This window comes from Luteimonas dalianensis (assembly GCF_049339425.1).
GTDB classification, from domain to species: domain Bacteria; phylum Pseudomonadota; class Gammaproteobacteria; order Xanthomonadales; family Xanthomonadaceae; genus Luteimonas; species Luteimonas dalianensis.
Genome location: NZ_JBMPPO010000005.1, coordinates 28,189 through 49,112, shown reverse-complemented (window position 1 = coordinate 49,112; position 20,924 = coordinate 28,189). Strand labels below are relative to the sequence as shown.

Sequence of the window (20,924 nt, the reverse complement as noted above, 5' to 3'; positions counted from 1 at the left end):
CGGATCGTTCGCGCCACCGGGTGCGGGGAGCCGGCGGCCCAGTGCCGGAATCCCGCGCTGTGCATCCTGGCTGACTGCATGGTCGGGTGGACCCTCTGGACATTCATGCTGGGGTGTTTCCTGGCTGGACCATCGCTCGGTGACGCGCGTTCGCAGACGGGGGACGTCAGGGGTTGATACGGCCAAAGCCCCTGGAGGCGGCCATGTCCAGGGGCGCGGCGCATCTGCTGCGGTTCGCGTGGATCGAATGATCAGACTAGCGCCTCGATCACGTCGGGGTGCCCGAGGAACTGCCGTGGACTGGCGGTGCGCCCATAGGCCCCGGACTGGAACACCACCACCAGGTCTCCCGGCGATGCGTGGTCCAGTTCCACGTTCTCTCCGAGCAGGTCCAGGGGCGTGCACAGCGGGCCGACGACGGAGACCGTCTCGCGCTCGCCACCACCGCCGTTGATCGCGATCGGATAGTTGCGGCGCATCACCTGCCCGAAGTTTCCCGACGCCGCAAGGTGCTGGTGCATGCCGCCATCGGTGACGAGGAAGGTCTTGCCGCGCGAGGTTTTCCGGTCGACCACGCGGCACACGTAAATGCCGGCTTCCCCCACCAGGTAGCGCCCCAGTTCGATCACCAGCCGGGCCTGTGACCCGAAGTCGCCGGCAGCCTGGGCGGCAAGTTCATGCAGCCCGGCGAATATCGGGCCGGTGTCGAGCGCCTGGTCGCGGACGCTGTAGGGGATTCCGAATCCCCCACCCAGGTTGAGCATCCGCAACGGCGCGGGAAAGCTGTCCTGCCATTCCCGGACCAGCGCATAGCTTCGCTTCTGGACTTCGATGATCGCGTCCGGGCGCAGGTTCTGGGAACCGGCAAAACAGTGGAATCCCTCGAATGCCAGCCCCGCCCCTGCGATCCGCCGCAGCAGCGCCGGCACCTGGTCATCATCGACGCCAAACTGCCTGGCTCCCCCACTCATCTTCATGCCCGAGGCCTTCAACTCGAAGGGCAGGTTGACGCGCACGGCGACCCGGGCGGGAATTCCGTCGCGTTCCGAGGCGCGGGCGAGGATATCGATCTCGCGGAACGATTCGACATTCACCAGGATGCCGGCCGCCTGCGCCTGCTGCAGTTCCGCCTCCTGCTTGCCCGGGCCGGCGAAGCTGATGTGCTCGCGCGCCATGCCGGCGTCCAGCGCAACCCGCAGTTCGCCCGCCGAAGCAACGTCGAAGCCGTGCACCTGCGAAGCCATGAACCCCACCAGCGCCGGCATCGGGTTGGCCTTGATCGCGTAGTGGAGCAACAGGCCGGGCGGACAGGCATCGCGCAGACTTCGCGCACGTTCGGCCAGCCGGGTGCGATCGTAGAGGTAGCAGGGTGTCGCGCCGACCTCGCCCACGACGCGTGACAGCGGCCTGCCCGCGACCAGCAGTTCGCCGTTTCCCCCCCGGGGCCACCGTTGGTCCGGGCTTGCATCAGGATCCTCGGCAGCCGGGGTGATCAAACCGGTATCAGTCATGTGCTCAGCGCACTCCCCGTCCGAAGACCACCACCTCGAGGGTCTGCACCAGGATCAGCAGGTCGAACAGGAGGTTGTGGTTCTTGACGTAGAAGAGGTCGTACTTGAGCTTCTCTTCCGCGTCCTGTTTCGACGCTCCATAGGCGTAGCACAGCTGCGCCCAGCCGGCGAGCCCGGGACGGACGCAGTGGCGCAGCTTGTAATAGCGCAGGCACTCGTCGAACTCGGCGACGAATTCCGGACGCTCCGGCCGGGGGCCGACGATGCTCATGTTGCCGCAAAGGATGTTCCACAGCTGCGGCAGCTCGTCCAGGCGGGTACGGCGGATGAACCGGCCGACCCGGGTCACCCGGCCGTCGTCCTTGCCCGCCCAGCGGGCGACGCCATCCTTCTCCGCGTCCGTCTGCATGCTCCGGAACTTGACTAGGTGGAAGGCGTTGCCCAGCAGGCCCACGCGCTCCTGTCGGTACAGGATCGGCTTGCCGGGTCCTGATTCGATCCAGATGGCAGCCGCGACCAGCACCAACAGCGGCCAGGTCAGTGCCAGCATCACCACCGATACGAAGACATCAAATGCGCGCTTGCTCAGGATGCGCGCCGGGGAATTGTTGAAGCCGCCGGAGAACACCAGCCAGGAGGGATCGACGAGGGCAAGTTTGATTTTCCCCGCCTCGCGCTCGAAGAACGTCACGATGTCGATGATCTTGATGCCCATCTGCTGGCACTGCAGCAGATCCTCCATCGGCAGCGCGTCCCGTCGATCATCCGGGCCGAACACGATCTCGTCGATCTGGTGCGACACGGCCCATTGGGCAAGCGGCACGCCGATCGCCACCAACTTGTCGGCATCCACCACCGCATTGCCGTCGCCATAGTGGACGTATCCGACCAGCTTGAAGCCGCGCCGGTCGGCGCGTCGGCGCAGTCGGTGCTCGATCATCGCAGCGCGCTCCCCGGCACCGACCACCAGCACGCGCTGCTTCAGCGTCTCCACGTCGACGAGGCGCGCAAACAGCAAGCGGAATACCGCGACCAGCAGGAAGCTGATTGCCAATGCCAAGGCCAGCACGCCGCGTCCGATCTCGACCTGCGGGACGATGTAATAAAGGACCAGCAGCCCCAGCGTGCCGAGCAGGAACGCGACAGCCTGCCGCGCGATCGCGCCGAACAGCGTCTCGCGCACGTGCGTCTGGTGCATGCCCATCGCGGTCATGCCGAGCATCATCATGGCCGCGAAGACCACCGCGCGCACGATCTGCGTGTTGATCGCGGCGTAGGTATGCAGAGGATCCGGGTGCGCTATGAAGCGCAGGTAGACGGCCAGGAATACCGCGCTGCTGAGCAGAAGCACCTCGGTCAACAGGACCAGGGTGCACCAGTGCGCCGCGGTGCCGCGTATCAGCCGTGGCACGGGATCGTGGTACGCGCCAACTGTCAGGGGCAGGGCCTGCTCGCTGTTGTTCGGTTCTCCCCTGGCCATGCGCCTCTGCCTGTTCCGGAAAAAGTTGGCGAACCCGGCCAGCACGCGCGCGGCCCCTGTTAACCGGAAAGAACGCAAATTCCCGTGCAATCCGGCCCAGGTGGACAAAGGTCACGGGAAGCGCGAGGTGTGCGGGCAGGAGTCCGGGTGGTCTGCGCCAGCGCGCGAAGGCCCTGGTCAACGGTTGCGATAGGTCACGGTGAGGTACCAGACGTTCTGGCTTGCAGAGGCAAGGGAACCGTCGCCGCGGCGCCGGTAGTGCATGTAGTCGAGCGCGCTGCTCCAGTGGCGTGACCACTGCTTGGCAACGCCCAGTCCGTAGCGCCTGTCGTTGGTCCGCAGGCCCAGGTCCGGGAACTCCGAGCGCGCGACGTCGGCGAAGGAATGAACCTCCCACGTGGGTGCGAGGCGGTAGGTCACCTGCCCGAGCAGGCCGCGCCGGGTCTCGTCGAATGTGGTGGCGTCCTGGAAGTCGATCCGCTCGTAGTAGGAGCCCAGGGTGAAATCGGCCCGTTCGCGGTGGTGGGCCCAGTGGAAGGCGATGCGATCCTCCTCGTAGATCGAGGAATTGACCCCCATCGGGGCACTGGAAACCCCGTCGGGCACGCTGGTAATGGCGGTGATGCCGGCAAGGGCGGATTCGGACGCGTCCGTCATCTGGTGCGCAGCCTCGAGCGCCACCGTGTTGCGGGAGCCGAGGACCCAATTGATCCGGCCCCGCAGCAGCGGGTGGGACGCCGAACTTCCGTCCGCGTAGTCGACCCAGGTGTAGCCGGCGACCAGGCCAAAGCCCAGTCGGCGGAGCTCTTGGTCGTAACGCATGTAGGCATCGTAGCGGCGATGGTCGCGCGCGATGAGGTCGTGCGTGTAGTCCACGTCCTGGCCACGCGCGCTGAACGACAGGACGCTGGTCGGGCCGAGCTCGCGGATGGCATGCAGGGCCGCGGCAACGCGCTGGGATTCGATGTCGTCGTCCTCCGCGGCACGGGTGTCGATCCAGCGCAGCTCTGCGCGGCCGAGGAACGCGCGGCTCCAGTTGAACTGCACGTTGGGCCCGAGCGAGAGGACGTTGACCCGCTGGCGGTTGCCGGGGGTATCGGCGGCGAACCGGTCGATCGGGCGCATCTGCAGGCTGTCCTCGACGGTGAAGCTGAAGACCTCCGGGACGATTGACCAGTTCAGGCGCCCGGCCAGGTTGCCCTCGAGCGTGTTGGACTGGGGACCGTCGATGTAGTTCCAGTACTCCAGGCGACCGCCGAAGTTGGCCAGTACCGTCGAAGTCTCCTCGGCCAGCAAGAAGCCGAACCCGGCACGCAGTGCGTTGGCATCCTGCGGATCCGTCGGGGACATCAGCACGTTGTCGTCACGCTCGATCCCGGCGTTGATTTCGTAATCGATGCGGACGGCTCCGGCGTGGAACGGGACCGTTGCGAAGATTGCCATGGCCAGGAGGGAAAGCCTGGTCTTTCGGGTTGTCATGGAGGTGCCTCCCCGTCCCGCCGGACCGGTCAATAGATGTTGTTGAACACCACGCCGGCGACCTTCTCCGGATCGAAATTGGCCGCGGCGTCGTCGATCCGGTCGATCGTGACCTGGCCATGGCCGGCAACGAGGACCACCAGGTCGGCAAGTTCCGACAGGATCCTGGCGTCCGGTGAATCCAGCGCCGGCGGACTGTCCAGGATCAGGTAGCGGTTGGGGTGCGTCCCGCGCAGCGAGTCGATCATCGTCCGCATCCGGGGCGAGCTGAAGTATTCGCCGGTGGTCTCGCGCGGCGTTGAGTTCGGCACCAGGCGCAGCCGCGGCAGCCCGCTGTCGTACTGGATTTCGCCGAGGTCGGAGATGCTGCCATCCAGGTAGTCCATCATTCCACCGTTGGCTGCATCGATTCCAAGCGCCGCGTGCTGGGTCGGGTGCAGCGCGTCACAGTCGATCAGGAGCACGGTCTTGGTGTCGTCAAAGGCGAACGCGGCAGCCAGGTTGCGGGCAACGAAGCTGCCGCCGCAGCCCGGCTGCACCGGCGCGACCAGGATGACGGTATTGCGGCCGTCGCCCATCGCCAGCAACTTCGTGCGCAAGCCGCGGAACGCGTCCGCCTGTGCGCGGACGGAGTCATTGCGATGGATCAGCTGGCGGTCCTCGAGCGCGCGTGTCGACAGCGCCGGCAGCCCGGGACCCGCCGGGGTGACGGAGCGCGAGCCCGGCTCGCCAGGGACGGGGCGGTCCGGCGCTTCGGGACGGGCTTTCACTGATTGCTCCATGGGATTCTGCCTGGCTCCGTGGATGGGTTCAGCCGTGCGACGATATCTTGTAAACGTAGGTCAGCAGGTACAGCAGCAGGACCGCCCCAACCACCATCGTGCCGGTACCCATCTGCAGGTACTGCCTGCGGCGTTCCCGCGATGACGGGTAGGCGGGGATCGAGGCGAGCAGCGGATAGCGGCTCATGGCCTCGATCTGCTGCGGGCTGCGCACGCGCGGGTCGTAGCGCACCAGCAGCCACAGCAGGCCGACGGGTAGCGCAATCGCCGCCAGTAGGCCTGCGCCGGCAACGTGCATGAAGCGCGGGCCGGTCGGTCGCAGCGGCATCGTCGCCGGGTCCTGCACGCGCAGTGTCAGGCCGCGGTTCTGCTGGTCGAGCCCCATCGAAACGCGCGCGTTCTCGCGGCGGCGCAGCAGGTCCTGGTAGATCTCGCGATTGACTTCGTAGTCGCGGGTCAGTTCGGCGAGTGCGCTTTCCGACGCCACGATCCGGCGGCTCCGGTCGAGCTCGCCGTGGAGCAGGCTTTCCGCCACGCCCATCCGTGAGCGGGTCGCCGCCACCTCGCGCTGGGTCTGGGCGAACTGGCTGCGCAGCTCCTCGTAAAGCGGATTGGCGCGGGAGTCCACGTTGGCGGGAGACTGCCCGGACGCCGCGCGCCGGCGCTCATCGTCCAGCTGGCGCTGGATGTCCTCCATCTGGTGCCGGGTGCGCACGACGTCGGGATGGCGGTCTGTGAATGTCAGCAGTAGGCGGTCAAGCTCGGCCTGCAGTTCGATCAGTCGGGTCCGGTATCCCGTTTCGCGCGTGTGCACGGAGGTAACCGCGGCTTCGCCCGACAGTTGCGAGGCGATCGAGGACGCGCGCGCCTCCTGTTCGAGCAGCGACATGCGCGTCTGCTCCACCTGCGAGCGCAGTGCCGAGATCCGCGAGTTGACGTCGGCCGCGCTGCCGGGCTGGGCGTCGGCATTGTTCGAACGGTACTGCTGCAGGTTGTTCTCCGCCTCGATCAGCTTCTGGTGGTAACCCTGTACCTGCTGGTCGATGAACTCGTAGGCTTCGCGGCTTTCGCGCTCCTTTGTCGCCAGGGTTTCGCGTATGAAGAGCGAGCCCATGGCGTCGGTCACCGTGTAGGCGCGTTTGGGATCGCTGTCCTGGTAGGTGATCTGGACGAGGTCCGCGCGCGGACTGGTGACCTGGGTACGGCCCTGGATCTCCTCCATCAGGCGGTCCTGCTGGATGGGCGTCAGCTCGCCGTCCGCCGTCCAGCCGCCGATTTCGATGATCTCGGACAGGATCTTCCGGCTGTAGATGATCTGGCGGGCCATGCCGACGCGATCGGTCACGCCGGTGGGGACGGCGCGGCCCTCGAGCAGCGGCCGGATGATGTCACTTTCCTGGGCGAGGATCGTCACCGATACCTGGTAGCTGCCGCCGACCACGAGCATCCCCGCCAGGTAGGTGAGGGCGGCGATCGCGGCAAAGATCAGCGACAGCGGGATGAGCCGCCGGCGCCCCTCCTTCAGCAGGAGCCGCGCGTACTCCACCGGCGAGGTCGCCGCGCTCGCGGAGCCTTGGCCGACGGGCCGCCCCCGCGGGACGGGCAGGCTGTTGGACTGCATCAGAATGCCCGCTCCGGCACGGTGATGATGTCGCCGGGAGCGACCGGGAAATTGGTCGCCAGGTCACCGTGGTTGATGATCCTGTCCAGGCGGACGGCGTAGCTGCTGGTGTCCTCGCCGTTGCGGCGGTACAGGTTGGAGCGGTCGGGTGCGGCGAATTCGTTGACGCCACCGGCGGCCAGCACCGCGTCGAGCACGGTCATGCCCTGCCGGTAGGGAAGCGATACCGGCTGGCGCACCGCCCCGGTCACGCGCACCCGGGACAGGTACTCGTGGCTGCGCAGGTCGGTGAGGATGACCGCGACCTGGGGATCGCGCACGAAGGCGGCCAGCTTCTCCTGGATGTCGGCCGCCACCTGGCTCGGGGTGAGCCCGGCGGCCATGACGTCGCCCACCAGGGGCACCGAGATCCTGCCGTCGGGGCGGACGGGAACCGAGATGCCGAGCTCGGGGTTGCGCCAGACCGTGACCTGGACGATGTCGTCCACGCCGATGGCATAGTCCTCGACCGCCGCCTGGCGCGGCTCCGGCGGCGCTTCCACCGCTCCGCCGCCGCTGGTACAGGCGGCCAGTCCGGCCACCAGAACCAGTGCGAACAACTGCCTGAACATGCGCATGCGTGGGCCCCTTTTACGGTCGATGCCTCTGGTAACGCGTAAGCGGAGTTGCACCGGTCACGCCGGACGGCGCAATCCCGCCGGAGGTCGTGGATAATCGGGATCCACCCTGGGGGTACGCATGCGCATCCTTGTCTTCGGCGGAGCCGGCTACATCGGCAGCCACACCTGCGTGGTGCTGGCCGGCCGCGGGCACGACCTGGTCGTGGCCGACAACTTCAGCAACAGCTCGCCCGGCGTGCTTGGGCGGCTGCGGCGCATCATCGGTGCGCCGGTGGCGTTCGAGCAGGTCGACCTGCGCGACCGCGACGGCGTCCGGCGGCTGCTTGCGGCCGGGGGTTTCGACGCGGTGGTGCATTTCGCCGCGCTCAAGGCGGTGGGCGAGTCCTGCGAGAAGCCGCTGGACTATTTCGACAACAACATCTCCGGCACCATCCACCTGCTGCAGGCGATGCAGGAGCACGGGGTCGCTCGCCTGGTGTTCAGTTCATCGGCCACCGTCTATGGCGATCCCGACAGCGTCCCGGTGCGCGAGGATGCGCCGCTGCGCACCACCAACCCCTACGGCCGCACCAAGCTGGTGATGGAGCAGCTGATCGGCGACCTGTGCGCCAGCGACCCGGGCTTCCACGCGGTGAACCTGCGCTACTTCAACCCGGTCGGCGCCCATGCCTCGGGCCTGATCGGTGAAGCGCCCGACGGAGTGCCCAACAACCTGATGCCCTACGTGTGCCAGGTGGCCGTGGGCCAGCGCGACCGCCTGTCCGTATTCGGCGGGGATTGGCCGACGGTGGATGGCACCGGGGTGCGCGACTACATCCATGTTGTCGACCTGGCGCGCGCGCACGCGGATGCGCTGGACTTCCTGGTCCGTGAAGGCCGCAGCGCGAACATCAACCTGGGCACCGGGCGTGGGACCAGCGTGCTGGAGCTGGTGCGGGCGTTCGAGCGCGCCTCGGGCCGCGAGGTGGCCTACGACATCGTCGCCCGCCGTCCCGGCGACGTGGCCGAGGTGTACGCCGATCCGTCGCTGGCCCATGAACTGCTGGGCTGGCGCGCCGAGTACGACATCGATGCCATGTGTCGCGATGCCTGGCGCTGGCAGTCGGAGAACCCGCGCGGTTACGAAGACGGGGAAGGGCTCAGCGGCTGAGCCACTCGGCCACCGGCCCGGGGGATCGCATCCAGCGGAAGTGATCGGCGCGGACGCCCAGGGAGCTGTCGTCGAACGACGCGGTGTCCGTGTCCGCGTGCGGGAGCTTGGATGCCAGGTGCTTGAGCGAAGAGGGCGGGGCCAGCCAGTCGCGCTCGAATGTCACGGCGCGCACCTGCGCCTGGACCGCGGCCATGCCCCTCTCCAGGTCGGCGTCCAGGCCGGCGGCGGCGTAGCTGCCCGCCAGCGCCGAGCGCGACCAGTCGCGCATCACCCCGCGCGACTCACGGCCGCCGAAGCCGAGCCTGCGGCCGGGCAGGGCGCCATTGCGCTCGGCCAGCCATGGCAGAAAGCGGTAGGCCATGGGCAGCCACAGCCGGTGCGGGAGCGGGAACGCCCGCCAGTAGGGCGCACCGCTGGCGACCAGCCAGAGCTGCCGGGCCGCATCGGGTTCGAGCGCCAGCTGGCAACACGCAAGCTGTCCGCCCAGGCTGTGGCCGCCGAGTATGGAAGGAATGCCCGGCCAGGTCCGCCGGACCGCATCGGTGCTGGTCGCGATATCCAGTTCCAGCAGTTCCCGGTAGCCCCAATTGCAGTCGCGGCCAGCGCGCAGGCTGCTGCTGCCCGCCCCGCGCCACTCGTGCAGGAACGTGGCGACGCCGCGTCCCGCCAGCTCCCGGGCGAACGGCAGGTAGTGGCGCGCGCCCACGCCCAGCGCCGGCAGCCACAGCAGGGTGGCGGTCGGCTTCTCCGGGGTGCACGCGTACAGCTGCCAGCGGTGCCCGTCCGCCGCTTCCAGTGCCAGGCCGTCCTGTCCGACGGTCACGCCGGTCCGGCGGCGCCGAAGTGGTCCAGGACCAGCACCTCGCTGCGGCCGGGACAGTAACCGCCGCGCAGGGCGCGGTGCACGTAACCGGTAGCGGCTTCGCAGGCGTCGGCCGGCGACAGGCCGCGGCACAGGTTGGCGGCGATCGCGGCGGCCAGGGTGCAGCCCGTGCCGTGCGCGTCCTGCGGCAGCCGCGGGTGGGTGAACTCTCGGATGTCGCCTTGTGCTTCCGCGAACAGGTCCATGACGTCATCGGCGCCGTCTTCCAGATGGCCGCCCTTCAGCAGCACAGCGTTGGCACCGGCCTGCAGCAGTTCGGCGGCGGCGTCGCGCATGGCCCGGCGGTCAGTGATCGGGTGGCCAAGCAGGAGTTCGGCTTCCGGAAGGTTGGGGGTCAGCAACGCGGCGCCGCGCACCAGGCGCGTGCGCAACGCGTGCAGGGCGTCTGACTCGAGCAGGCGTGCACCGGAGGTGGCGATCATCACCGGGTCCAGCACCCGCGGCGGGTTGCCGTGGGCCTGCAGGGCGTCGGCCACGGCGTTGATGACGTCGGCGTTGGCCAGCATGCCGATCTTCACCGCGCCAACGTGGAAATCGTCGAAGCAGGCGTCGATCTGCGCGCGCAGGAAGTCCAGTGGCGGCACGTGCACCGCGGTGACGCCCCGGGTGTGCTGGGCAGTCAGCGCGGCGATGGCCGACAGGCCGTGCACGCCGTGGGCCGCGAAGGCCTTGAGGTCGGCCTGGATGCCGGCGCCGCCGCCGGAATCCGAGCCCGCGATGGTGAGGGCGGAAGGAAATGGATTCATGTGGCAATTGTGCCGCAGGAACGTGCCATGCGTTCGAAGCCGCGCGACTCCCGGTCTGCGGCTTCGTGCGCGTGGCGCGCCTACGCAATCGAGCGGGCGATCTTCAATGCGGCGTGGAAATCGTTGGCGAAGTACAGCTCGCCCGGCCGCTCGTGCAGCTGCATGCTGGCCAGGATCCGGTTGGGCTGCGCCTGCAGGCCGGAGATGACCAGCACGATGCCCCTGCGATGGCAGCGCTCGGCCAGCGCCCTGATCGCGTGCACGCCGCTGGCGTCGATGATCGGCACCAGGCGCATGCGCACGATGAACACCTTCGGCGGCCGGCGCAGCGCGTCGAGCAGGTTGTCCAGGCGGTTGGCGGCGGCGAAGAACAGCGGCCCGGTGATCTGGTAGGCCTCCACGCCGTCGGGCAGCAGGCGCCGCTGCTCGCCCTCGGCCAGCCGCGGGCCGCCGTCTGCGTAGAGGTCGTCGTCGAAGGTGCGGATGCCCGAGCTCACCTCCACCGACTCGGACATGCGGTACATGAACACCAGCGCCGCCACCACGATCCCCGCCTGGATCGCCACGGTCAGGTCGAAGAACACCGTCAGCCCGAAGGTGAGCAGCAGCACCACCCGGTCGCCGATGGGCGCGGACATGGTGGCGCGGAAGTTCTCGTGCTCGCTCATGTTCCAGGCCACCACCAGCAGCACCGCCGCCAGCGCGGCCAGCGGCACGTAGCCCATCAGCGGCGAGAGCAGCAGCATGAACAGCAGCAGGAAGCCGGCGTGCAGGATGCCGGCCATCGGCGAGCGCGCGCCGGCGCGGATGTTGGTGGCGGTGCGGGCGATGGCGCCGGTGGCCGGCAGCCCGCCAAACAGCGCCGAGCCCACGTTGGCCACGCCCTGGGCCACCAGCTCGCCGTTGGAGCGGTGGCGCCCGCCGGTCATGCCGTCGGCCACCACCGCAGACAGCAGCGATTCCACCCCGGCCAGGAAGGCGATGGTGAAGGCGCTGGGCAGCAGCTCGAAGGTGCGCTCGAAGGGAATGTGCGGAAAGCTGAACTCCGGCAGCGTATTGGGCAGCGCGCCGAAGCGGCTGCCGATGGTCTCGGCCGGCAGCCCGAAGGCCACCACCACGCCGGTGCACACCAGCAGCGCGATCAAAAAGCCCGGCCAGTCCGGCTTCCACCTGCGCAGGCCCACGATCACCGCCAGCCCGAGCACGGTCAGCGCCACCGCCGCCGGCTGGGTGCTCGCGATGTGCTGCGCGTAGGCCGTCCAGCGGCCGATGAAGTCGCCGGGCAGGTCGGCGACCTGCAGCCCCAGCGCGTCGGTGACCTGGCTGGAGAAGATGGTGACCGCGATGCCGGCGGTGAAGCCGGTGATCACCGGCTGCGGCATGTAGCGCATCAGCGTGCCCAGCCGCATCAGGCCGGCGGCGATCAGCATCAGCCCGGCCATCAGCGTGCACAGGATCAGCCCGCCGTAGCCGAAGCGCTCGATCACCACGAACACCACCGGGATGAAGGCCGCCGTGGGCCCGCCGATCTGCACCCGCGAGCCGCCCAGGGCCGAGATCAGGAAGCCGGCGATGATGGCGGTGCTGATGCCCTTGTCGGGCGTGGTGCCGCTGGCGATCGCCAGGGCCATGGCCAGGGGCAGGGCGACGATCGCGACCGTGAGTCCGGCGACGATATCCGCGCGCAGGTCGCCCCAGCCGTAGCCCTCGCGGAATGCGGTGACGAGCTTGGGCTTGAACAGCTTCAGGTAGGCGGGATCGGGCTTCACCGGCTCAGGCGGGATCCTTCAGCCGCACCCCGCGGCCGCGGCCCTGGCCGGGCTGCTCGTTGGCGAGCAGCTCCACGCCCGCCGCGTCCAGCGCCTCGACCACCTTGGTCAGGGTGCTGATGGCCCCGCGCACGTCGCCGCTGCTGGCCTCCATGCGCTGGATGGTGGGCAGGGAGACGCCTGCCATGGCGGCAAGCGAGCGCTGGTCAAGGCCGAGCAGGGCGCGCGCGGCGCGCAGTTGTCCGGGTGAGATCATCAGGGGGCGCAAGGTGGGTGCGCCCCGTATTCTCAATGATCAGGTGCTTCAAGGCAAGTTTCACGCATCCCTATTGATGCATGAAGCATCAGTCAGAGCACCTCGGATGCGTAGTCGGCCAGGCGCGAGCGCTCGCCGCGGCGCAGGGTGATATGGGCGCTGTGGCCCCAGGACTTGAACCGGTCCACCGCGTAGGTGAGGCCCGAGGTGGTCTCGGTCAGGTACGGCGTATCGATCTGCTCCACGTTGCCCAGGCAGACGATCTTGGTGCCCGGGCCGGCGCGGGTGATCAGGGTCTTCATCTGCTTGGGGGTGAGGTTCTGGGCCTCGTCCAGGATCAGCCAGCGGTTGAGGAAGGTGCGCCCGCGCATGAAGTTCAGTGCCCGGATCTTGATCCGGCTGGCGAGCAGGTCGTTGGTCGCCTGGCGGCCCCAGCTGCCGCCTTCCTGGTTGTGGGTGAGCACCTCCAGGTTGTCGGTCAGCGCGCCCATCCACGGCGTCATCTTTTCCTCTTCGGTACCCGGCAGGAAGCCGATGTCCTCGCCCACGCTCACCGTGGCCCGGGTCATGATGATCTCGCGGTAGCGCTGGGCGTCCATGGTCTGGGCCAGGCCCGCGGCCAGCGCCAGCAGGGTCTTGCCGGTGCCGGCGGTGCCCAGCAGGGTGACGAAGTCGATCTCCGGATCCATCAGCGCGTTGAGGGCGAAGTTCTGCTCGCGGTTGCGGGCCATGATTCCCCACACCGCGTGCTGGCTGTTGCGGTAGTCGTCCACGATCTGCAGCGTGGCCTTGCCGCCTTCCACCTTCGCCACCCGGAACTCGGCCTCCTCGTCGCCGGGCAGGTACAGGTACTGGTTCGGATGCCAGTCATCGCCTTCGGCCATGTCCAGCTCGTACCAGGTGCGGCCCTTGTCCGTCCACGACTTGAGCGCCGCGCCGTGGCGCTGCCAGAAGTCTTCGGGCAGGGCGGTAGCGCCGGTGTAGAGCAGGCTGAAGTCGTCCAGCGCGCGGTCGTTCTCGTAGTCCTCGCTGGGGATGCCGGCGATCGCCGCCTTGATCCGCAGGTTGATGTCCTTGGAGACGAACACCACCGGCGTGCCGGTCTCCTCCGCGCGCAGGGCGAGGATGGCGCCGAGGATGCGGTTGTCGGGCGCGACCGCGCCGAACGAGGTCTTGTCCTCCCTGGGCACCGTGGTCTGGAAGCGCAGGCTGCCGATGCTCTGCGCGCCGCGCAGCTGCAGGCCGTTGGGGCGGGTCAGCTTGAGGCCCGAGGCGATCTTGTCCGAGCCCTGGTCCTCGATCAGCTCGTTGATGAAGCGGCTGACCTGGCGCGCGTTGCGCGAGGACTCGGACATGCCCTTCTTGCCGTTGTCCAGTTCCTCGATGACCTGCATCGGCAGGTAGACGTCGTGCTCCTCGAACTTGAACAGCGCCGTGGGATCGTGCATCAGGACGTTGGTGTCCAGCACGTACACACGCTTGCCTTTGGTCATCATCGGTCGGGTGGCTTCCGTGGCTTGGGTCGTGGGGTGGGTGGGCTACTTCCCCGCGGTCAGGGTCTTGAGGGTTTCAAACACCGCTTCGGCGTGGCCGGGTACGCGCACCTTGCGCCACTGGGCGGCGATCCGGTGCTCCGGGTCGATCAGGAAGGTGCTGCGCTCGATGCCCATCACCTTGCGGCCGTACATGTTCTTTTCCCTGATCACGTCGAAGGCGCGGCACAGGGCCTCGTCGCTGTCGCTGACCAGGGGGAATTTGAACCCCTGCTTCGCGCAGAAGTTGTCGTGCGACTTCACCGAATCGCGCGAGACGCCGAGCACGGCGGCCTTGCGGCGCTTGAGCCTTGGCAGCAGGGCGTTGAAGTCCAGGCCCTCGGTGGTGCAGCCGGGGGTGGAGTCCTTGGGGTAGAAGTACAGGATCAGCCACTGGCCGGCATAGTCGCCAAGCGTGGCGCTGGCGCCGCCGGACAGCTGCAGCGGCAGGTCGAGGGTTGCGGGGTCGAGGGTGTCGCCTTCGTTCAACTTCAGCTCCTCAGAACTTCATCGGATCCATGATCGCGTCGAGGTTCAGGTGGTCGCAGAACTCGAGGAAATCGTCGCGCAGGGCGGCGATGTGCATGTCCGCGGGCACGCCGATTGTGATCTGGGCCGAGAACATGTCCGCGCCGGTCTGCATGGCCTGGTAGCGCGAGGAATGCAGGCTCTCGATGGTGATCCCCTGGCGGTCGAAGAAGTCCGCCAGCTGGAACAGGATGCCCGGCTTGTCGGCCGCGATCACTTCCACGATGTAGGGCAGCAGGTTGGACTGCATCGCCTTGGGGCCGGTGCGGTACCAGACCAGCTTCATGCCTTCCTCGCGATCCAGCCGCGAGAGCATCGCCTCCAGCTTGGCCACCGCGTCCCAGGAGCCGATCGCCAGCGCGGTCACCGACACGTCGCGGCCGACCGTGGACAGGCGCGCGTCGACCAGGTTGCATCCGCTGTCGGCAATGCGCCGGCTCACCGACAGCAGCGGTGACTGGGGGTGCGTCGTGTAGGCATTGATGATGAGGTGGTTCTCGTTCGGCGCAGGCCTGGGAACTGGATCGGATTCGGTCAAGGCGGCGTCCGCGGAGAAGGGGGTGTTCCAACATGAATGACGGCCCGGCGGCGCGCGCGGGGCGGGGCCAGCATACTTGCCCGCGCTTTGGAGCCGCAAGTAAGATCGGTGGCGACCGCCCTGGGATCATCGGTTTGCAACTTTCCGGCAGTATTACAGCGCTTGCGACGCCTTTCACCGTCGCCGGCGAGCTCGACCTCGACGCCTGGCGCCGGCTGCTCGGACAGCAGCTGGAGGCGGGGACGGGCGCGGTGGTGGTGGCCGGCTCCACCGGCGAGGCGGCGGCGCTGTTCGAGCCCGAATACGACCTGCTGCTGCGCACCGCGCTGGAGGTGGTGGGCGGCCGGATCCCGGTCATCGCCGGCACCGGCCAGTCCAGCACCGCGCACACGATCGAGCAGACCCGGCGCGCCGGCAGCCTGGGCGCCGATGCGGCGCTGGTGGTCACGCCGCCCTATGTGCGGCCCACCCAGGCCGGCCTGGCCGCCCACTACCGCGCGGTGGCCGACGACGGCGCGCTGCCGGTGATTGTGTACAACGTGCCGGCCCGCACCGGCTGCGACATGCTGCCGGACACCGTTGCCGCGCTTGCCGGGCATCCGCGGGTCATCGGCATCAAGGAAGCCCGCCCCGAGCCGGAGCGGATGGACGCGCTGCTGGCGCTGGCCGACGACGCCTTCGTAGTGCTGAGCGGGGACGACCCCACGGCCGTGCGGGCGATGCTGGCCGGGGCGGCGGGCGTGGTGTCGGTGGCGTCGAACGTGGTGCCGGCGGCCTTCCGCCTGCTGTGCGAGCTGGCGGCCGGCGGTGAGCGCGAGCGGGCCGAGGCGCTGGATGCGCGCCTGCAGCCACTCTACGCGTTCTCCGGCATCGAGCCCAACCCCATTCCGGTCAAGGCCCTGCTGGCCCGCCGCGGCATCGGCCACGGCCTGCGCCTGCCGCTGATGCAGCTGTCGGCCGCCCATGACCACGAGGCCGGGCGCATGCTTGCCCTGGCCGATGAAATCGAACAGACCTGCCGCGATACACTCGCGGCCTGACTTCCTGGAGATCACGATGTCCCCGAGCCCCATCCTGTTGCGCACCGCCGCCGTTTCGGCGCTGGCCGTCGCGGTTCTGGCCACTTCCGGCTGCGGCTGGTTCCGCAAGGAGAACGCGCTGTACGCGCAGGCGCCGGAAAACCGTCCGCTGGAGGTTCCGCCGGATCTGGATCGCCCCAGTGCCGCGGGCGCGCTGGCGGCTCCGGATCAGCCCGTTTCGGTGACGCGCTCGGACATGCAGCCCGGCGCCGCCGCGGCCGCCGCGGGAACCAGCTTCGCCGTTGCCGGCGATCGCGACGCGGTGTTCGCGCAGGTGGGCGAGATCCTGGCGGAGACCGACGGGCTGACCGTGGTCAACAGCGCTCAGCTGCTGGGTACCTACGACGTGAACTACCGGGGCAGCAACTTCATGATCCGGGTGGCCTCGGCCGAGGCCGGCTCGCAGGTGAGCGCGGTCGATCCGCGTGGCCAGGCGGCCCAGGGCGAAGAGGCCCGCAGCCTGATCGCCGCGCTGCAGGCCCGCCTGGGCGGCTGAGCCCGGCCCGAACCCCCGTAGGAGCGCGCATGGCGCGCTCCTGCATGAGGCGAGCCCCTGCGGGAGCCGCGCCGCCGTTCAAAGGTCGGGCGGGCGCTCAGCGCTCCAGATACTTGAGCTTGTCCGGCTTGCCTTCCCATTCCTTGGCGTCGGGCGGGCCGTCCTTCTTGGCCGTGATCACCGGCCACTCCCTGGACAGCTCGGCGTTGAGCTCGATGAAGGCTTCCTGGCCAAAGGGGACGTCGTCCTCGGGATAGATGGCGCCGATCGGGCACTCCGGCTCGCACAGGGTGCAGTCGATGCACTCGTCGGGGTCGATCACCAGGAAATTCGGGCCCTCGTGGAAGCAATCGACCGGGCACACCTCCACGCAGTCGGTGTACTTGCACTTGATGCAGTTCTCGGTGACGACGAAAGGCATTGCGTTCGGATCCCTGTGTACTGGTGCCATTGTAAGGCAGGCGCCCGGCCGGCCCCAAAACAAAGACCCGGCCGGGGCCGGGTCTTTGCTGCGGCCGGCGTCGTGGCGCAGACCGGTCGCGGGGTGGCCCGCGCTTGTGTGGCGCTCCCTACGGGACTCGAACCCGTGTTTCAGCCTTGAGAGGGCCGCGTCCTAGACCGCTAGACGAAGGGAGCGGAGAACTCGGGGCAGGGCCCCTCCGGCGTTGGGGCCGGACTGGCGACCGGTTCAGCCGCGCAGCTTGCTAGTATAGCAGGGTTGAGGGGTTCGCCAATGGCCTGGAGCCTCTCCCGGCCCATGATCCGCCTCGCCAACGAAAAGACTTGATGCCAACACCGAACGACCCCGCCGTACCGCAGCTGCGCAGCATCCCGCGCGACAGCCATTCCATTTCCCGCAAGGACATCAGTTCCGCCGCCCTGCGCGTGCTGTACCGGCTGCGCGAAGGCGGCTACCAGTCCTATCTGGTGGGTGGCGCGGTGCGCGACCTGCTGGTCGGGCTCAAGCCCAAGGACTTCGACGTCGCTACCGACGCCACCCCGGAACAGGTCAAGGCGCTGTTCCGCAATTGCCGGTTGATCGGGCGCCGGTTCCGGCTGGCGCACGTGGTGTTCGGCCGCGAGATCATCGAGGTGGCCACCTTCCGGGCCAACGTCGACGACGGCAGCGGTGACCGCCAGCAGCACGAGGACGGGATGCTGCTGCGCGACAACATCTACGGCAGCATCGAAGAGGACGCGGTTCGCCGCGACTTCACCGCCAACGCGCTGTACTACGCGATCGAGGACTTCTCGGTGCGCGACTACGTGGGCGGCTTCGACGACGTGCAGGCGCGCCTGCTGCGGCTCATCGGCGACCCGGAACAGCGCTACCGCGAGGATCCCGTGCGGATGCTGCGCGCGGTACGGCTGGCGGCCAAGCTCGACTTCCGGATCGAGGAGGGCACCGCGGCGCCGATCCCGCACCTGGCCCACCTGCTGGCCGAGGCGGCGCCGGCGCGCCTGTTCGAGGAATGCCTGAAGCTGTTCCTGTCCGGGCACGCCGAGCAGAGCTTCCTGGGCCTGGAAAGGCACGGGCTGCTGCCGGCGCTGTTCCCCGAGTCCGCGGCGGCGATGGCGGCCAACCGCAGCGGCGCGCTGCGCACGATGGTGATCGCCGGCCTGCGCAACACCGATGCCCGGGTGGCGGCGGAGGAGCCGGTGTCGCCGGCGTTCCTGTTCGCGCTGCTGCTGTGGCCGGCCTACTGCCGTGCGCTGATGGCGCTGCAGGCGCAGGACGTGCAGCCGGCCGAGGCCCAGCGCCGTGCGGCCGACCGGGTCACCGTGCACCAGCTGGATACCGTGGCCCTGCCGCGGCGCTTTTCGCTGCCGATGCAGGAGATCTGGCTGCTGCAGTCGCGCTTTCCGCTGCGCCAGCGCAAGCGGGTGATGCGCACGCTTGCACACCCGCGCTTCCGCGCCGCGTACGACTTCCTGACCCTGCGCCAGAGCGCTTCGGACGAGCATGCCGAAGACGTGGCGTTCTGGCGCGAGGCGCAGGAGGATCCGGATCTGGCGATCGCCGCGCATCCCCCGGCCGAAGGTGCGGACGCGCATGACGCACCGCGCAGGCGCCGGCGGCGCAGGCGGCGGCCCGCCGGCGGCGAATGAGCGCGCCGGTCGTTGCCGTTGTCGGCCTGGGCGGCAACGTGGGCGACAGCGTGCGGATCCTGGGGGAGGCGTTCGGCGAGCTGGGGGAACTGCCCCGGAGCCGGCTGCTGTCGGCCTCGTCCCTGTACCGCACGCCCGCCTGGGGCGTGGAGGATCAGGCGGACTTCATCAACGCCGCGGCCGCGCTGGAGACATTGCTGGAACCGGAGGCGCTGCTGGAGCAGCTGTTCGCGATCGAGCGCCGCTTCGGCCGGGTGCGGGCCGCCGACGGCAGCGACCGCTGGGGGCCGCGCACCCTGGACCTGGATCTGCTGCTGTACGGCAGCGCCGTCGTCGATGAGCCGGGCCTGCGGGTGCCGCATCCGCGCCTGCACGAGCGCGCGTTCGCCCTGGTGCCGCTGCTTGAAGTGCTGCCCGACGCGGTGATCCCCGGTGTCGGCTCGGCGCGTGAAGCGCTGGCGGCCCTGGACGCCGGCGAAATGGAACCAGTCCCGCTGTAGGAGTGCGCATGGCGCACCCATGCAACCGGCACCGGGCCCGATCGGGTGCGACGGTGCAACACCGGTCGGTCATACTAGGGGCATGAATACTCCTGCCCGTCCCGTGACGGTCCCCGACCTTGCCGCCGCCCGCAGCGAGGGTCGCAAGCTGGCCATGCTGACCTGCTACGACGCAGGCTTCGCGCGCACCATGGACGCCGCCGGCGTCGACCTGGTGCTGGTGGGCGATTCGCTGGGGATGGTGGTGCAGGGGCGCGGCTCGACCCTGCCGGTGAGCGTGGACGACATCGTCTATCACACGCGCTGCGTGGCCGCCGGGCTGTCGCGCGCGCTGCTGGTTTCGGATCTGCCGTTCCAGGCCGACGCCACGCCCGAACGCGCGCTGGATGCGTCCACCCGGCTGCTGCAGGCGGGGGCGACGATGGTCAAGCTGGAGGGCGCCGGTCACAAGCTGGAAACGATCGCCTACCTGGTCGAACGCGAGATCCCGGTCTGCGCGCACCTGGGCCTGACCCCGCAGTCGGTGCTGCGCTTTGGCGGTTTCAAGGTGCAGGGGCGCGGCGAGACCGCGGCCGAGCGGCTGCGCGCCGAGGCGCGGGGCGTGGCCGATGCGGGCGCCGCGCTGCTGGTGCTGGAAGGCGTGCCGGCGGAGCTGGCCGCCACCATCACCGCCGAAAGCCCGATCCCGACGATCGGCATCGGCGCCGGCGCCGGCTGCGACGGCCAGGTGCTGGTGCTGCACGACATGCTGGGCCTGGACTCGGGCGCGCGGCGGCCGAAGTTCGTCAAGAATTTCCTTGCCGAAGGCGGGTCGGTGGCCGGCGCGGTGGAGGCTTACGTGGCCTCCGTACGTGACGGTTCCTTCCCTGATGCGGCGCACTCGTACCAGTAGCGCGCTGCCCGTGATCGAGACCGTCGAGCGCCTGGAGACCCTGCGCGCACGCGTTGCGGGCTGGAAGCGGGAAGGGCTGCGGGTCGGCTTCGTGCCGACGATGGGCAACCTGCATGCGGGCCACCATTCGCTGGTGCAGCTGGCGGGGCGGCATGCGGATCGGGTGGTGGCCAGCGTGTTCGTCAATCCCACCCAGTTCGGGCCCGGCGAGGATTTCGACCGCTACCCGCGCACGCCTGAAGAAGATGCGGCCGGGCTGGAGGCGGCGGGCTGCGACCTGCTGTGGATGCCTCCGGTGGAAGCGATGTATCCATTCGGCGCCGGCAATGCGGTGCAGGTGCGGGTGCCCGGCGTCACCGAAGTGCTGGAAGGCGCGCGGCGGCCCGGGCACTTCGACGGCGTTGCCACGGTGGTCTCGCGCCTGTTCAACCAGGTGCAGCCGGACGTGGCCGCGTTCGGGCGCAAGGACTACCAGCAGCTGGCGGTGGTGCGCTACATGGTGCGCGACCTGGCGTTCCCGATCGAACTGCTGGCCGGTGAAACGGTGCGCGAGCCGGATGGCCTGGCGATGAGTTCGCGCAACCGCTACCTGTCCGATGCCGAGCGGGCGCTCGCGCCGGAGATCCACCGTACCCTGCTGGCCATGCGCGACGGGTGGCTGGAAGGCCGGGAGCGGGACGGGGTGGAGGCCGCGGCGCGGGAGCGGCTTGCCGGCGCGGGCTTCGACGTGGACTACGCCGTGATCCGCACGCCCGGGCTGACCGAACCGGAACCCGGCCACCGCGGTGCGCTGGTGGCGCTGGTTGCCGCGAAGCTTGGAACCACGCGCCTGATCGACAACCTGGAGTTCGAGCTGCAGGGCGGCGGGCGCTGAACGCCCGCCCTGCTTTTGTTGCGATGCCGCAACAGCGCCCTATACTGTCCAGTTCCCGCGGAAAATGCCGCCCGCC

At 69.0% G+C, this 20,924-nt stretch carries 21 protein-coding genes and 1 tRNA gene; 7 read left to right on the top strand and 15 right to left on the bottom strand.

Features of this window, described 5'->3' with window-relative positions:
- Positions 1–251: 251 nt before the first annotated feature.
- The 6 genes from ACOZ90_RS08470 to ACOZ90_RS08445 form a co-directional block, all read right to left on the bottom strand.
- A complete protein-coding gene (locus tag ACOZ90_RS08470) occupies positions 252–1,511 on the bottom strand; it encodes a pyridoxal-dependent decarboxylase, exosortase A system-associated (protein ID WP_422893223.1) in 1,260 nt (419 codons plus the stop codon).
- A 4-nt stretch (positions 1,512–1,515) separates the two neighbouring features.
- Positions 1,516–2,991, bottom strand: coding sequence for a TIGR03013 family XrtA/PEP-CTERM system glycosyltransferase (locus tag ACOZ90_RS08465; RefSeq protein WP_422893222.1), 1,476 nt, complete (start codon positions 2,989–2,991; stop codon positions 1,516–1,518).
- Between the two features lie 177 nt (positions 2,992–3,168).
- Positions 3,169–4,434, bottom strand: coding sequence for a porin family protein (locus ACOZ90_RS08460; RefSeq protein WP_422893221.1), 1,266 nt, complete (start codon positions 4,432–4,434; stop codon positions 3,169–3,171).
- A gap of 65 nt (positions 4,435–4,499) precedes the next feature.
- Positions 4,500–5,240, bottom strand: coding sequence for a P-loop NTPase family protein (locus tag ACOZ90_RS08455; protein ID WP_422893220.1), 741 nt, complete (start codon positions 5,238–5,240; stop codon positions 4,500–4,502).
- A gap of 40 nt (positions 5,241–5,280) precedes the next feature.
- The gene (locus tag ACOZ90_RS08450; RefSeq protein ID WP_422893219.1) at positions 5,281–6,873 is read right to left on the bottom strand and encodes an XrtA system polysaccharide chain length determinant; all 1,593 of its coding nucleotides are present in this window, start codon (positions 6,871–6,873) and stop codon (positions 5,281–5,283) included.
- Complete coding sequence (locus ACOZ90_RS08445; protein ID WP_422893218.1) at positions 6,873–7,490, bottom strand: XrtA/PEP-CTERM system exopolysaccharide export protein; 618 nt, start codon at positions 7,488–7,490, stop codon at positions 6,873–6,875. Before ACOZ90_RS08445 ends, ACOZ90_RS08450 begins: the two co-directional genes overlap by 1 nt.
- Positions 7,491–7,611: 121 nt before the next feature.
- Here ACOZ90_RS08445 and galE point away from each other — a divergent pair, with 121 nt between their 5' ends.
- Positions 7,612–8,643 carry a UDP-glucose 4-epimerase GalE gene (gene galE, locus ACOZ90_RS08440; protein WP_422893217.1) on the top strand — a complete coding sequence of 344 codons (1,032 nt, stop codon included), beginning with the start codon at positions 7,612–7,614 and terminating at the stop codon, positions 8,641–8,643.
- On the opposite strand, the gene ACOZ90_RS08435 is transcribed toward galE, so the two are convergent.
- The 7 genes from ACOZ90_RS08435 to ACOZ90_RS08405 form a co-directional block, all read right to left on the bottom strand.
- Positions 8,633–9,469, bottom strand: coding sequence for an alpha/beta hydrolase family protein (locus ACOZ90_RS08435; RefSeq protein WP_422893216.1), 837 nt, complete (start codon positions 9,467–9,469; stop codon positions 8,633–8,635). The two genes, galE and ACOZ90_RS08435, sit on opposite strands and share 11 nt — an antisense overlap.
- Positions 9,466–10,275, bottom strand: a complete 810-nt coding sequence (gene thiD, locus ACOZ90_RS08430) for a bifunctional hydroxymethylpyrimidine kinase/phosphomethylpyrimidine kinase (RefSeq protein WP_422893215.1) — start codon at positions 10,273–10,275, stop codon at positions 9,466–9,468. Before thiD ends, ACOZ90_RS08435 begins: the two co-directional genes overlap by 4 nt.
- An 80-nt stretch (positions 10,276–10,355) precedes the next feature.
- Entirely contained in the window at positions 10,356–12,044 is a 1,689-nt protein-coding gene (locus ACOZ90_RS08425; RefSeq protein ID WP_422893214.1) for a SulP family inorganic anion transporter, read from the bottom strand.
- A gap of 4 nt (positions 12,045–12,048) precedes the next feature.
- Positions 12,049–12,300 carry a helix-turn-helix domain-containing protein gene (locus ACOZ90_RS08420; protein WP_422893213.1) on the bottom strand — a complete coding sequence of 84 codons (252 nt, stop codon included), beginning with the start codon at positions 12,298–12,300 and terminating at the stop codon, positions 12,049–12,051.
- Positions 12,301–12,392: 92 nt separating this feature from the next.
- Positions 12,393–13,793: a PhoH family protein gene (locus ACOZ90_RS08415; protein WP_422893212.1), complete on the bottom strand. Its 1,401-nt coding sequence runs from the start codon at positions 13,791–13,793 to the stop codon at positions 12,393–12,395.
- 45 nt (positions 13,794–13,838) lie between these two features.
- Positions 13,839–14,321 (bottom strand): peroxiredoxin, encoded by a 483-nt coding sequence (locus ACOZ90_RS08410; RefSeq protein ID WP_422893211.1) that lies wholly within the window; start codon positions 14,319–14,321, stop codon positions 13,839–13,841.
- Between the two features lie 10 nt (positions 14,322–14,331).
- A complete protein-coding gene (locus ACOZ90_RS08405; protein ID WP_422893210.1) occupies positions 14,332–14,898 on the bottom strand; it encodes a glycine cleavage system transcriptional repressor in 567 nt (188 codons plus the stop codon).
- Positions 14,899–15,032: 134 nt separating this feature from the next.
- On the opposite strand from ACOZ90_RS08405, the gene dapA reads away from it, so the two are divergent.
- Together dapA and ACOZ90_RS08395 are read left to right on the top strand one after the other, a co-directional pair.
- Positions 15,033–15,938 (top strand): 4-hydroxy-tetrahydrodipicolinate synthase, encoded by a 906-nt coding sequence (dapA, locus tag ACOZ90_RS08400; protein ID WP_422893209.1) that lies wholly within the window; start codon positions 15,033–15,035, stop codon positions 15,936–15,938.
- A 16-nt stretch (positions 15,939–15,954) separates the two neighbouring features.
- Positions 15,955–16,473, top strand: a complete 519-nt coding sequence (locus ACOZ90_RS08395; protein ID WP_422893208.1) for a hypothetical protein — start codon at positions 15,955–15,957, stop codon at positions 16,471–16,473.
- A gap of 97 nt (positions 16,474–16,570) precedes the next feature.
- On the opposite strand, the gene fdxA is transcribed toward ACOZ90_RS08395, so the two are convergent.
- On the bottom strand, positions 16,571–16,894 hold the full coding sequence (fdxA, locus tag ACOZ90_RS08390) for a ferredoxin FdxA (RefSeq protein ID WP_422893207.1): 324 nt from the start codon (positions 16,892–16,894) through the stop codon (positions 16,571–16,573).
- Between the two features lie 139 nt (positions 16,895–17,033).
- Positions 17,034–17,109, bottom strand: a tRNA-Glu gene (locus tag ACOZ90_RS08385).
- 150 nt (positions 17,110–17,259) lie between these two features.
- Here ACOZ90_RS08385 and pcnB point away from each other — a divergent pair.
- From pcnB to panC, 4 genes are all read left to right on the top strand, one after another.
- A complete protein-coding gene (gene pcnB, locus ACOZ90_RS08380; protein ID WP_422893206.1) occupies positions 17,260–18,582 on the top strand; it encodes a polynucleotide adenylyltransferase PcnB in 1,323 nt (440 codons plus the stop codon).
- The gene (gene folK / locus ACOZ90_RS08375) at positions 18,579–19,082 is read left to right on the top strand and encodes a 2-amino-4-hydroxy-6-hydroxymethyldihydropteridine diphosphokinase (protein WP_422893205.1); all 504 of its coding nucleotides are present in this window, start codon (positions 18,579–18,581) and stop codon (positions 19,080–19,082) included. Before pcnB ends, folK begins: the two co-directional genes overlap by 4 nt.
- 82 nt (positions 19,083–19,164) lie before the next feature.
- On the top strand, positions 19,165–19,974 hold the full coding sequence (gene panB / locus ACOZ90_RS08370; protein ID WP_422893204.1) for a 3-methyl-2-oxobutanoate hydroxymethyltransferase: 810 nt from the start codon (positions 19,165–19,167) through the stop codon (positions 19,972–19,974).
- Positions 19,975–19,984: 10 nt separating this feature from the next.
- Positions 19,985–20,848: a pantoate--beta-alanine ligase gene (panC, locus tag ACOZ90_RS08365; RefSeq protein ID WP_422893203.1), complete on the top strand. Its 864-nt coding sequence runs from the start codon at positions 19,985–19,987 to the stop codon at positions 20,846–20,848.
- Positions 20,849–20,924: the final 76 nt, after the last annotated feature.